Source organism: Duganella sp. Root336D2, from assembly GCF_001425005.1.
Classification (GTDB): Bacteria; Pseudomonadota; Gammaproteobacteria; order Burkholderiales; family Burkholderiaceae_D; genus Rugamonas.
Genome location: NZ_LMDB01000035.1, coordinates 1 through 11,702, shown reverse-complemented (window position 1 = coordinate 11,702; position 11,702 = coordinate 1). Strand labels below are relative to the sequence as shown.

The window sequence follows — 11,702 nt, the reverse complement described above, 5'->3', positions numbered from 1 at the left end:
TTAGCCGGTGCGGGCGTATGCTGCAGGGCGCTACGCGGGCGCCCCTGCTTGCGTGTGATTAAGGGTACAGGCCACGAACTTCGCGGGCGGCCAGCACGCGGGTGCAGGCCAGGATGAAGGTTGCGGTGCGCAGCGAGACTTTCTTCTCTTGCGACACTTCCCACACGGAGTTGAACGCGTCCTGCATGATGCGGGTCAGGCGTGCATTGATTTCTTCCTCGCTCCAGAAGAAGGAGGAGAAGTCCTGCACCCATTCGAAGTAGGACACGGTCACGCCGCCGGCGTTACACAGTACGTCCGGAACGATCAGGATGTCTTTTTCGTTCAGGATGTCGTCCGCTTCAGGGGTGGTTGGGCCGTTGGCGCCTTCCAGGATGATCTTGGTGCGGATCTGGCCGGCGTTCTTGGCGGTGATCTGCTGTTCCAGTGCTGCCGGTACCAGGATGTCGGACTCGATGCCCCAGAAGGAATCGCGGTCCTGGGTTGCTTCTGCACCTGCGAAGCCAGCGACACCGCCGGTTTCCGCTACGTGCTTGTGCAGTTCAGCCACATTCAGGCCGCCCTGGTGCACCACGGTGCCGGTGTGATCCTGCACTGCGATGATCTTCGAGCCGGCATCAGCGAACATGTTGGCAGCGATGCCGCCCACGTTGCCGAAGCCCTGGATTGCAATGCGTGCGCCGGCGATTGCCACGCCGCGCTTTGCAGCAGCTTCACGGCCGGTCACGAACACGCCGCGGCCGGTTGCTTCACGACGGCCCAGCGAGCCGCCCATCGAGATCGGCTTGCCGGTTACGACGCCGGTCGACAGGTTGCCTTCGATCATGGCGTAGGAGTCCATCATCCACGCCATCACCTGTTCGTTGGTGTTGACGTCCGGCGCAGGGATATCCTTGGTCGGGCCAATGATCAGGCTGATCTCGCTGGTGTAGCGGCGGGTCAGGCGCTGCAGTTCACCTTTGGACAGGGTCTTTGGATCGACACGGATACCACCTTTTGCGCCACCGTATGGCACGTTGACGGCGGCGTTTTTCACCGTCATCCATGCCGAAAGGGCCATTACTTCCGACAGGGTTACATCCTGATGGAAGCGTACGCCACCCTTGCCAGGGCCGCGCGACATATTGTGTTGAACGCGATAGCCTTCGTAGTGGGCGATCGAGCCGTCGTCACGTTCGATCGGAACGTCGACAACGAGGATGCGCTTTGGGCGCTTCAGGGTTTCAACCCAGCGGGACAGGCCGCCCAGGTGAGGGGTGACGCGATCAATTTGTTTCAGGTACTGGCCCCAAGGGCCGAGATCTTCAGCGTTGAGGTAAGACGGCAAGACGTGGTTGGTCATTGTGTGACTCGCTCAGGTTGTTCGGTAACGCGGCGAATCTTATTCCTGCGCAATAGCCGAAGCCAATGCCGAGTGCGCATCCGGTTATGCAAAATTTGCATAACGTGTCGGAATGGCATGTTTCTGAACCAAAACTACAAACCGGTAAACCAGTGTCAGACCCTGTGGGTCTGACACTGGTTTACCGGTTTTAGCGGTCCGAAGCCGGCACGCGCCGTTTCGCCGAAGCGGGCTTTTGCCTTTCCGCCAAGTGCTCCCACAAACGCGCCACGATGGCTTTCCCAGGCCGCGCCGTGCTTGGCCGCTCGCGATAAAGCCGGATCTCCATCTCGATTTCCCATTCCGCCCGCCCGCCATCGGCAGGCGCCAGCAGCTTTTGTTTCACCTCGCGTGTCACTGCCGATTCAGGCAGGAAGGCGATCCCGCGTCCCTCGAGCGCCATCATCTTCAAGCCTTCCGCCATATCGGTTTCGTAGTGGGTCTCAAGGTGCAAAGCCTGCTTCGCATCCGCTACGATCAGGTCGACCATGCGCCCCAAATAGGCATTGGTGGTGTAGGAAAGGAAGGGCAGCGGCGAGGTCTTCCGCCCCGGCAGCACGAACTCCGGCAGCTTCGCCTTGTCGCAGCGTGCATAAGCGCGCAAAGCCTCGCGCCCCAGTACCAGCATGTCGTAGCGCCCCGGATCAAGCTGCACCGGCTGGCGCGGATGGTGGTAGCAAAGCAGAAGGTCGCAGCCGCCTTCCACCAGCTGCAGCACCGCATCGTGCACGTTCAAGGCCATCAGGCGCGAATTGATCGGCGCGAATTCCTTTTCCAGCTGCGTGATCCATTTCGGGACGAAGGTCAGCGACAGCGTGTGCGGCACCGCAAGGTCGATGCTGTTCTGCGCCGCTGCCCGCTTGCCGCGCAACAGTTCGCGCACGCCATTGATCTGGCTGAGCATTTCCAGCGCCTGCTCGTAGAACACCAGACCCGCCGGCGTCACGCGCGTGGGGTAGGAAGTGCGGTCGATCAAGTCCATGCCCAGCCAGTTTTCCAGCGACTGGATGCGCCGCGAAAACGCTGGCTGCGTGACGTGGCGCAGTTGCGCGGAGCGGCTGAAACTATTCGTTTCAACCAGCGAGATAAAATCTTCCAGCCATTTTGTTTCCATGTACGAGATCCTAAGCAGCGGTTGCGATGCGGCGCATCGGCGTGAACAGCAACGCAAGCGTAGCGCAAACCACCAGGATTACGCCACCGCCGAAGAACATTTGCGGCAGGGTCGCGCTTTGCATGATCCAGCCGGTTGCCGCCGAAGACAATGGCGCCAGGCCGAACAGGATGAACATGAAGATGCTCATGATGCGCCCCATCATCTGCGGCTGTACGCGCTTCTGGATCCAGGTGAACACGGCCACCTGCACCAGGCCCACCAGCGCGCCGAGCGACAGCAGGAGCAAACCACCTTGCCACGCCGCGGTGATCAGGCCCAGCGGCATGATCAACAGGCCGGCCATGGCATCGACCGACAAGGCGAGCAGGCCAATACGCACCGGCTTCCCAGCGTTGTACTTGGCGGTCATGCCGGAGAATGCCATGCCCGCCAGCATGCCGGCGCCGTGGGCGGCCATCAGCAGGCCGAAGGCGGAGCCATCATGCAGGCGCTCTTTGGCCAGCACGGGCAGGGCTACCTGCATGGTGCCGCCGATCAGCACCGACACCAGGCCCCAGTAGGCGAAGCAAGTGCGCATCTCCGCGTCGCGCCATACTGCCAGCAAGCCTTCGCCGACCGCATGCAGCACGTTTTGCGGCACCGGCGGCTTCGCTCCTCCCAGCGGCACCACGCGGGACAAGGTCCATGCTGAGGCCATGAAGCTCAGGCTGTCGAACGCGAAAGCCAGGCCGAGCGCGCGCATGCCGCCCGTCGCATCGCCTGCATCGCCGATAGCCAGCAGCAGCGCGGCAAGCAAAGGCCCGACAAGCATGCCGACCTGGCGCACGCCCATGGTGGCGCCGTTGGCGGCCTGCAGCAGTTCCGGCGGAATGGTGCGCGGCATGATTGAACTGCCGGACGGAAAAGCAAACGCCTGCGCCAGGCCGATGCCGAGCGACAGTGCGTAGACCAGCGGCAGCGTCGCGTTGCCGGTCAGCGCAAGCACGGCCAGGGCGCCTACCAGCAAGGCGCTGGCATGCTTGGTCAGCATCAGCACGCGCTTCGGTGAATAGCGGTCCACCACGGCGCCGCCGATCAGGATGAAGATGGCGCGCGGTGCGCCCAACAGGGCAAGCACCAGGCCAAGCGACAGCGGGTCGCCGGTGAGTTTCAGTACGAGCCAGGGCAGGGCGATCAGCGTGAATTGATCGCCCAGCATGGACAGGATGCCGCCGCTGAGCAGCCAGCGGAAATTGGCATTGGATTTCAGGCTGGGACTGGGAGTCATTATTGGGGTCCGATCAGGTTGGCGAGAACGGCGTTCAATGGCGCCAGCTCTTCGTCGTTTGAGTGGCGCAGCAGGTCCGCTGCATATTCGTTGGCGGTGCGCTGGGCGTTGTCGAGCAGCGCGTGCCCTGCGGCCGTAATCACGGCATAACCGACGCGCGCGTCGCGTTCGTCGGCCTGGCGTGCCACCCAGCCGGTTTTCTCCAGCGGCAGCAGGGTGCGCGTGACGCCGGAAGCGGTCAGTCCCAGGCGGTCGGCCAGGTCGACGCGGCGCAGGCGGCCGCCCGGCGCATTGGCGAGGCTTTGCAGCAGCATGAAGTCGCTGAAACTCAGGCCGTGGTGGCCGCCCAGCACAGTGTCGAGGCGGCGAATGATGGTGGCGTGGGCGCGCGCAAGGCGCAGGCAGAATTCGAGTGCGTTATCCATGATTGATCATTGAAAAGTGCTTGAGTAATCAAGTATATCGAAACTTCTTGCCGCGCGCCATAAAAACATTCATATCGGTGTCAGCGGTAGACTACAGTCATGAACCAGCGCAGATCATTCCTCAAGAGTTCCGTCGCTGTGGCTTCGGCCTTGGCGTTGCCGGCGATGGCGCGCGCAGCCATTGCGGCGCCGCATGAGCGTAGCCTGCGCTTCTACAACACGCATACCGGCGAAACCCTGCGCACCATGTTCTGGGCCGAAGGACAGTTCATCCCTGAGGCGCTGCAGGATATCAACCACCTGCTGCGCGACCATCGCAACGACAAGATCGCAGCCATCGATCCCGAGCTGATTCTGCTGCTCGACCGTGTCAGCGCGCAGTTCAGTAACCATGAAGTGATCCACGTGATATCGGGCTATCGCTCGCCGGAGTCCAACCAGAAGCTGGCCGAGGCCAGTGGCGGCGTGGCGAAGCACAGCATGCATATCGAAGGGAAGGCGATTGACGTGCGCATCCCGGGGCGCGACCTGGAACGGCTGCACAAGGCCGCGCTGGCGTTGAAAAGCGGTGGCGTTGGCTACTACCCGACGTCACAGTTCGTGCACATGGACACGGGTCGCGTCCGTCACTGGTGAGCAAGCAGAGGGTAGGGGTTGACCGGTTTGCCCTGCCACCAGTTCTTTTCCTGGCCCAGTTCAAACATGGCGAAATGCAGGTGCGGCGCCGCGGGATCGGCATTGCCGGTGGTGCCCACATAGCCTATCAGTTCCCCGCGCTTTACCTGCTGGCCTTCTTTTAGCGCGGTGGCATAGTGGTCCAGGTGGGCGTAGTAGTAGGAGTATTTCTCGTTCGGGTCAAACTGGTAGATCGTCAGGCCGCCGGGTTTGCTGGTGAACAGCTTGGCGATCCTGCCGTCCGCCACCGCGTAGACCGGCGTGCCGATGGGCGCGAGGATGTCCAGCGCTTCATGCATGCGTTCGGAACCGCGCGGCTGGCTATAGGTATCCTGGATTTGTGCGGGCTTCACGCCGGCCACGGGGATCATGAGCGAGCTGCCGCTTCCGCTGGCTACCAGGCCGCCAGTTCCGCTGGTATCGGCCGGGCGCATGCCGGCCAGGGAGTCGCCCGCCTTGCCGGCGCTGGCCACTTGCGGCGGAGCGACAGGTGCCGCCTGGGCCGGCGCGAGTACCGGTGCGGGTCCGGTCGCCGCTGGTTCGATCACGGGGGAGTTAGCCGCCGGTACCGTCGGCGTCACAGGCGCTGGCCGGTCGCCGGGAATCGTAATGGCCGCGGTCTCGCGGTTATCGAGCGGCACGCGGCTAAGCAACAGCAGCGTGCCCGCGGCACCAAGGACGATGCCGGCAATCAGGGTACCGAATGCGCCTATGGGTCTCATGGCAGCCTCCTTATTCCTGAAGCACGACTGGCGTCCCGGGCCCCACGGCATCGGCGACGCGCGCGGCGTCCCAGTTGGCGAGCCGGATGCAGCCGTGCGACTGCGTTTTGCCGATCTTGGCGGGTTCCGGTGTGCCGTGGATGCCGTAATGATCTTTCGACAGGTCGATCCACACGACGCCGACCGGGTTGTTCGGTCCGGGCGGGATGGTGGCCTTGCTCTCGCCAGGCCGCGCATCCCAGAACAATTGCGGGTTGTAGTGGAAGGGCGGGTTGCGTGCCACGCCATTCACTTTCCACTGTCCGATCGGCAGCGGATCATGCTCGCTGCCGGTACTGGCGGGCACCTGCGCAATCACCTTGCCGCCCGCATCGAGCAGGGTCACGGTGCTGGCGCTGCGGTCCACCACCAGGCTGGCGGCTTTCGGCAAGGGACGCTCGCCGCCGATATTCGGCACCAGGATGCGCGTGCCCGCCTGTTCGATATCCTTGCCTGGATTTAGCTTGCGCAGCAAGGCGGGGCTGGCGTGGAAGCGTTCTCCCAAGGCTTCGGCAGCACTCGAGTAGCCCAGCGCCTGCATCTTTGCCTTATCGGCCATTTCCTCGGGCACCGGCTCGAACGGCCCGGCGACATCGGCATCGGTGATGGTGTATTCGGCCAGCACCGGTTGGCCGTCGTCAAGCGCAGCCAGCGTTGCGTCATCCGGCTTGCCTGTCTGCGGCAAGTTATGCGCCCGCTGGAAGCCGGCCAGGGCCTGCCGCATATTGCTGCCAGCCGCGCCATCGATCTGGCCACCGGAGAAGTTGGCCCGGTCCAGCAGCACTTGGGCGCGCACGGTTGGGGAGGGCGAGTCCTGGGCCGCATGCGCGCCCGTGCTGGCTATTAACAGGGCGATCAGGGTTGTTCTCATGGGCGCAGTGTCGCGCCGTTTTCAAGGCGGCTCCGTTCGGTAACGTACAAAAGAAAAAAGGCCGCCAGGTTGCCCGGGCGGCCTTGCTTATTGCATGCTAAGGATTAGCGGTCGCCCCATGGACGGCGCGGTGCATCGGTACGTGGGCCTTTGAAACCGCCGGCATCGCGGTCGCGATTGCGGAAGGTGCTCTCGCCGCGCTCACGGAAACCGCTGCCTTCCTTGCGGACGCCGCCTTCTGCAGGACGCTCAGCGCGGAAACCACCGCCGTCGGCGCGATTGCGGAAACCGCCTTCGGCTGGACGCTCGGCGCGGAAGCCGCCTTCATTACGGTTGCGGAAGCCGCCATCGGTGCGCTCGGTACGGAAACCGCCTTCGGCACGCTGGCCGCCTTCGTTGCGGTTGCGGAAGCCGCCTTCTTTACGCTCGCCGGCAAACGGATTGCCTTCGCTGCGATAGTGGCTGCCTTCGGAACGCGGGTTCGAGAACGAACGCTGGCCCGGCTTGGCATTGCGGCCGTCGCCTGGTTTCCAGCCCGGACGCGCTGCGGAACGCGAAGGCGCTGCACGCTTAGGCTCGAAGCCTTCGATCACTTCGACCGGGATCGGCTGGTGGGTCAGGCGCTCGATGCGGCGCACCAGCATGTTTTCCGCGTGGTTCACCAGCGAAACGGCGACACCATTGCGGCCTGCGCGGCCGGTACGGCCAATGCGGTGCACGTAATCCTCAGGGAACTTCGGCAGGTCGTAGTTGAACACGTGGGTGATGTTCGGCACGTCGATACCGCGAGCCGCCACGTCGGTTGCAACCAGCACCTTCACGTTACCGCGGCGCAGGCCGTCCAGGGTGCGGTTACGCGCGCCCTGGTGCATGTCGCCGTGCAGCGCGGCGGCGGAGAAGCCGGCGATGTTCAGGCGGTCGGCGATGGTATCGGCGTCACGCTTGGTGGCGGTGAAGACCACTGCCTGGTCCATGGTTTCGTCGCGCAGCAGGTGGTCCAGCAGGCGGTTCTTGTGCGACAGGTCGTCCACGAAGTGCACGCGCTGGGAGATGTTTTCGTGCTTGGTGGTGGTGCTGTTAACCTGGATGGTCAGCGGGTCCTTGGTGATGCGGCGGGCCATATTGCCCACCACGCCGTCCAGGGTTGCCGAGAACAGCATGGTCTGGCGCGAAGCAGGGGTGGCGGCAACGATCTTCTCGATGTCGTCGATGAAGCCCATGTCCAGCATGCGGTCGGCTTCGTCCAGCACCAGGATCTGGAGTTGGGAGAAGTCGATCTTGCCTTGTTCCATATGGTCGATCAGGCGGCCTGGGGTCGCGACCAGGACTTCCGGATTCTTCGCCAGCAGTTGCATCTGCTTCGGGTAAGGCATGCCGCCCAGGATCGACACGGCGCGGATCTGGCGCAGGTTCGAGCAGTACTTGGCGGTGTTGGTGGTGACTTGCAGGGCCAGTTCACGGGTCGGGGTCAGCACCAGCATTTTTGGCTGGGCAGGGCGGAAGCGTGGGCGCTCGCCGCGTGCGCGCGCCGACTGCGCTTCCTGCGCTGCGGTCTTGCCGGCGTTGCCGGAGAAGCTGTCTGCGGCCAGGCGGTTCAGCGATGGCAGCATGAAGGCCGCGGTCTTGCCGGAGCCGGTTTGCGAGGAAACCAACAGGTCCTTGCCCGCAATCGCCGCAGGGATTGCCTGCTCCTGGACCCCGGTCGGCTTGGTGTAGCCGGATTCGGTCAGTGCATTGAGGATGGACGTGTTGAGACCAAGTGCTTCAAAAGTCATGTATATCTTTCGTAAAAAGCGAAAAAAAGCTACGCTAAACCAGAACGAAACGACTCTATTTGTATAGAAATTTCGGCACAAAAGCTTTGCGCCGGGACGGTGTCATTGGACTACGACACGCAGGGCGGGGGGGCTTTTAAGGCGGCATCCAGTGTTTCGGAATGCGGCAGATAGTTTCGCGAAGCTGCTATTTGTGTTGTTATTTTCAGCTGCGTTGATGTGTTGCAGCGCACAAGCGGTGAATTATACATGGAATCCCGGCCGCGCGGTAGCTTTCGTTTGGGTTTGCGGCAGAGCAATATTGCATTGCTTGCGCGACGTGAAGATCACGCCTCGGGTGTCGTCCAGGTTATACTTCAACGATGGCTGCGAATGTCTGCGCCATGCCTGGGCTTACATGAGGTCACGTTCAAGGAGAGGCGAATGGCCGCTTCCGCCCCGTTGCGGACGGTCGGCGAAAAGAAAAGCAGACCCTCAGAAAACGAAGCCCGGACGTGCCAGAGTAATCCCGCAGTCAGCCTCTGCTGCCATGGACAAGCCTCGGATTCCGGCTTTGCCTTCTTCCAGGCTCAAGACCGGCCACGACTCTCTGAGCTTGCCTAGCAAGCACTTGTTTAGCTCGAAAAATCTATTACTGGCACAGTATGCCTAAGCGCACGGGTAACAATGCTAATGGGATTGGCAGGCTAGTGCGCGAATTTTTTCAATTCGCCAGACGAGAGGACGCTACCGAGAAGAAATGTCGGATCGCTCTTGGCAATCGAGTCTTGTTCGTCCTGAATGCTTAAACTAACGTCGGACTCAACTGCAAATGACGTGCGATCAAATCCGTTCTCGCCGAATTTCATGGAAGCGAAACGATTTGAGGTCAGTCCATTGACAGCTAGCAAATCGAACAGCACCACACCCTCGAAACCCAAACGGCCGAGTTCTGTAGTGAGTTGCTTTGTCTGGCGCAAAGGATGAAAATCAGCCGTGGCTGTAACCACTGCGATTTCACCGACAATGCGAAGTGTCTTAATCATTTACATTCTCGCCGTATAAAGTCCGTCGATAGCTGCATAAGCATCTTTTGACAGACTAATGGCCTTATCCAACGTATCTATCATTCTGCTACCATCAGGAAATTCCTCCATGTGGAAAATTGTATGACGGTGCTTCCTGAAAAAAGTATAGCCTTTGTTAAAGGCATCTACCATCGCCGCGTGCCCAACAGCGGCCTCATACTTAGGCTTCAGCGTACATACGCCATGCTTAACGTCAAAGAATTCGCCGAACCCATCGTCGGCGTCTTCAACGGACATCAAGTAGCCGCTCATCTCCTGTTTCAGGACGCCTTCCAACGAGCGCAGGTCAGGATAAAGCAACAAGCAATAGTCAGGCAGCTTCGGAGCTGCCAACTTGACGCAGCAGCTAGAAATTAACAGTTTTTTGACTGCCTCCGGCAGATCGCCATAGCTACGAGGGAAAAATCCCTTCAGGTAATCTTCAGCCATCTCCTTCCGGACAATTTCCGCGCTGCTGTCATCTTTTCGATACAAAACTTGCTCAAGCCCCTTCAAGTCCAGAAGATCGGTGAGCATAAATATGACCCGCCGATAACAAGAAAGAGGTTTGCCCTGAATCTGCAAAACCCTTGTCGTGCGATGGTGGGTAAGCGTGAGACTATCCTGATGAGCAACGCTTGTCAGTGTCACCTGCTTGCAAATCGCTTCATCTCGAAGAGGGGTGATTTTAATGTCAGCGGACTCTTCAAGACAATCCAGAATCGGATCAAACGACTCACTAGTGATCCCCTTAAGGGAATAGTTTATATTCTCAAACTCAGCAGGGTTGATTGTTGCTTTCAAGTAGACGGCAAGTTGCTCGCCTACTGGCTGGTTCTTTCCCATCTGCCATTGGACAGTCGTCGTACCTGTCCCGTTCAGGTGCAGATCAACGGTAGCATACTCAGAGCCCGCAGCACCAAAGACGACTCGTTTGCGTTTTTCAAGCGACTGAATTCCGCCGTCCAGCATGTAGCTGTTCGACACCATGAAGCCCTGAATGTTCGCATCCAGAGTCTCCCGATTCAGATTCAGGTCTTTATAGTCAGACATCCATTCCACCTCGAACGCGCACGGGCAATCTCTTATCTGGACGATGTAAAAGCACAGACTTGTAGAGAAAAGGTTCTCATTGTACCTGCGGCTGCGGATGGCTGTCTAGCAAGTATGGTTTGCGAGCACCCTGCTACGCGCAGAACCCACTCTACCAATGCCCGCTCTCAGTGCGGCCAACCGTGCGGCCGCTTCTGGCCGTACCTGGCCGCAGCATGTTGCTGAGTTGAAAGGTTTGCACTTTGTCACATCAAGCGCAGCTGCCACTCCGAAGCCGCCGGTCGCCCTATAGCTACCGGAAAGCGTCCTCTCGACGAACGGGGGAGGTGGCTGCATCGACTAGCGCGCCGTTTCTCTCTCGTACCAACGAATGAACTTGTCACTGACGGCCTCGGCATCAGACCGTAGGTAGTTGGCAGCTGCCATTGACGGGGAAAGAAGAATCTTAAACTGACCCCGACTGAACTCTTCAACGGCGATGGAGCGCCAAGGATCTAAGTCAAGATTCCTTTCAGCAGGGCCGCGTCCTGCTCCAGTCGCATAGTCGTCGAAATGCTCGAACATATTCCTTAGCGAGATGAGCGCGTTCTTTCCGCCTTGAGTAAACTCAGCGTCAAAGCGGCTGAGCGCTTGTTCCGCATCAGGCGCCACTGAGGGCAGATTCGTCAATGTTTTCACTGTGTTGCGATACAGCGAGAGGCGAATTATCAGATTCTCCCACGCGTATTCCGTTTCGAAATCTACTGTCTTAGCGGTCTTTGCAAGCTGCTGCGCAGCCACTTGGAGCATGTTCCATGCATGAGTATGTCGAGGCTTGTAAAAATCCCAGACGACTCCTTGTTCGGTAGCACTAGACATAGCACCTCTCTTTGCCGTCCAACGGCTGGTGGTCATTCGTGCCCGTCATGTCTACAGAAAGTTTCCAAAGACACCGCCGGACCATAGGCGCAAGAAAGCCTTGTTGCTATTGCCTGGCCACTTAAGTGTCAAACGGAAGTCCGCCTCCAGCCAAGTTCCGCTGTTGGCCGATTGTACCCAGTCGCGTCGCCGTCTCCAAAAAACGACGTTTACTTGGCGCCAAGTTTAGGGAAGGTACAAGGCTCTAGGATCATCTAACAGCATTCCGCACATAGCGTCTAAGCTCGGCGCGACTTCGTTGATCGAATTGCCATCAAATGAAAAATCCATGTGGACTGAAGCTCTTGAGGCGTCCTCAATGCGCAGACAATAAAGGGCGCCTCGAATTACCGGAAATTCAGTCACTGGAGTAAGCGAGAATTTGCCCGCTAACTTGGCGGCGGTATCTTCCAGACCATCCTGACGACCATTTT

Annotated in this window: 12 protein-coding genes; 1 reads left to right on the top strand and 11 read right to left on the bottom strand. The window is 59.9% G+C overall.

The window, feature by feature from the left end; all coding sequences use genetic code 11:
* Window positions 1-58: 58 nt before the first annotated feature.
* The 4 genes from ASD07_RS20500 to ASD07_RS20485 form a co-directional block, all read right to left on the bottom strand.
* Window positions 59-1,342: a Glu/Leu/Phe/Val dehydrogenase gene (locus tag ASD07_RS20500; RefSeq protein ID WP_055934537.1), complete on the bottom strand. Its 1,284-nt coding sequence runs from the start codon at window positions 1,340-1,342 to the stop codon at window positions 59-61.
* Window positions 1,343-1,532: 190 nt separating this feature from the next.
* The gene (locus tag ASD07_RS20495; protein ID WP_055934535.1) at window positions 1,533-2,495 is read right to left on the bottom strand and encodes a LysR family transcriptional regulator; all 963 of its coding nucleotides are present in this window, start codon (window positions 2,493-2,495) and stop codon (window positions 1,533-1,535) included.
* A gap of 10 nt (window positions 2,496-2,505) precedes the next feature.
* Entirely contained in the window at window positions 2,506-3,765 is a 1,260-nt protein-coding gene (locus tag ASD07_RS20490) for an MFS transporter (RefSeq protein ID WP_055934533.1), read from the bottom strand.
* On the bottom strand, window positions 3,765-4,190 hold the full coding sequence (locus ASD07_RS20485) for a MarR family winged helix-turn-helix transcriptional regulator (protein WP_055934531.1): 426 nt from the start codon (window positions 4,188-4,190) through the stop codon (window positions 3,765-3,767). Before ASD07_RS20485 ends, ASD07_RS20490 begins: the two co-directional genes overlap by 1 nt.
* A gap of 99 nt (window positions 4,191-4,289) precedes the next feature.
* Here ASD07_RS20485 and ASD07_RS20480 point away from each other — a divergent pair, with 99 nt between their 5' ends.
* Window positions 4,290-4,826 (top strand): DUF882 domain-containing protein, encoded by a 537-nt coding sequence (locus ASD07_RS20480; RefSeq protein ID WP_055934529.1) that lies wholly within the window; start codon window positions 4,290-4,292, stop codon window positions 4,824-4,826.
* On the opposite strand, the gene ASD07_RS20475 is transcribed toward ASD07_RS20480, so the two are convergent.
* From ASD07_RS20475 to ASD07_RS31845, 7 genes are all read right to left on the bottom strand, one after another.
* A complete protein-coding gene (locus tag ASD07_RS20475) occupies window positions 4,817-5,587 on the bottom strand; it encodes a M23 family metallopeptidase (protein WP_055934527.1) in 771 nt (256 codons plus the stop codon). The genes ASD07_RS20480 and ASD07_RS20475 overlap by 10 nt on opposite strands.
* A gap of 10 nt (window positions 5,588-5,597) precedes the next feature.
* The gene (locus tag ASD07_RS20470) at window positions 5,598-6,497 is read right to left on the bottom strand and encodes a L,D-transpeptidase (RefSeq protein ID WP_055934525.1); all 900 of its coding nucleotides are present in this window, start codon (window positions 6,495-6,497) and stop codon (window positions 5,598-5,600) included.
* Between the two features lie 104 nt (window positions 6,498-6,601).
* Complete coding sequence (locus ASD07_RS20465; protein ID WP_055934524.1) at window positions 6,602-8,272, bottom strand: DEAD/DEAH box helicase; 1,671 nt, start codon at window positions 8,270-8,272, stop codon at window positions 6,602-6,604.
* Window positions 8,273-8,958: 686 nt separating this feature from the next.
* Window positions 8,959-9,297 (bottom strand): type II toxin-antitoxin system RnlB family antitoxin, encoded by a 339-nt coding sequence (locus ASD07_RS20460; protein ID WP_055934522.1) that lies wholly within the window; start codon window positions 9,295-9,297, stop codon window positions 8,959-8,961.
* Window positions 9,298-10,371 (bottom strand): type II toxin-antitoxin system RnlA family toxin, encoded by a 1,074-nt coding sequence (locus ASD07_RS20455; protein WP_055934520.1) that lies wholly within the window; start codon window positions 10,369-10,371, stop codon window positions 9,298-9,300.
* Between the two features lie 339 nt (window positions 10,372-10,710).
* A complete protein-coding gene (locus tag ASD07_RS20450; protein WP_156398116.1) occupies window positions 10,711-11,229 on the bottom strand; it encodes a hypothetical protein in 519 nt (172 codons plus the stop codon).
* 225 nt (window positions 11,230-11,454) lie between these two features.
* On the bottom strand, window positions 11,455-11,702 hold a 248-nt coding region (locus ASD07_RS31845), incomplete at its 5' end, for a hypothetical protein (protein ID WP_055934516.1).